This window comes from Metapseudomonas resinovorans, assembly GCF_002003485.1.
GTDB classification, from domain to species: domain Bacteria; phylum Pseudomonadota; class Gammaproteobacteria; order Pseudomonadales; family Pseudomonadaceae; genus Metapseudomonas; species Metapseudomonas resinovorans_D.
This window is the reverse complement of sequence record NZ_BDMA01000041.1, coordinates 1-307: the sequence shown is the minus strand read 5'-3', so window position 1 is coordinate 307 and position 307 is coordinate 1. Positions and strand designations below refer to the sequence as shown.

The following is a 307-nucleotide window of genomic DNA, read 5'->3' as shown; positions in this document are numbered from 1 at the left end:
TCGGTGCGCACGGCGCACCCTACTGGAGATTCCGCGTGACTACCGAAACCCTCGCCAAAACCCCGCTGCACGCCCTGCACCTCGAACTCGGTGCGCGCATGGTGCCCTTCGCCGGCTACGACATGCCGGTGCAGTACCCACTCGGCGTGCTCAAGGAACACCTGCACACCCGCGAGCAGGCCGGCCTGTTCGATGTCTCGCACATGGGCCAGGTCATCCTGCGCGGCGACAACGCCGCCCGCGCCCTGGAAAGCCTGGTGCCGGTGGACATCCTCGACCTGCCGGTGGGCATGCAGCGCTACGCGAT

Annotated in this window: 1 pseudogene; it reads left to right on the top strand. The window is 67.8% G+C overall.

The annotated features are described in order from the left end of the window. Window positions 1-35 precede the first annotated feature (35 nt). Window positions 36-307 (top strand): annotated as a pseudogene (gene gcvT / locus MnOB_RS11810) (glycine cleavage system aminomethyltransferase GcvT); the annotation flags it as partial.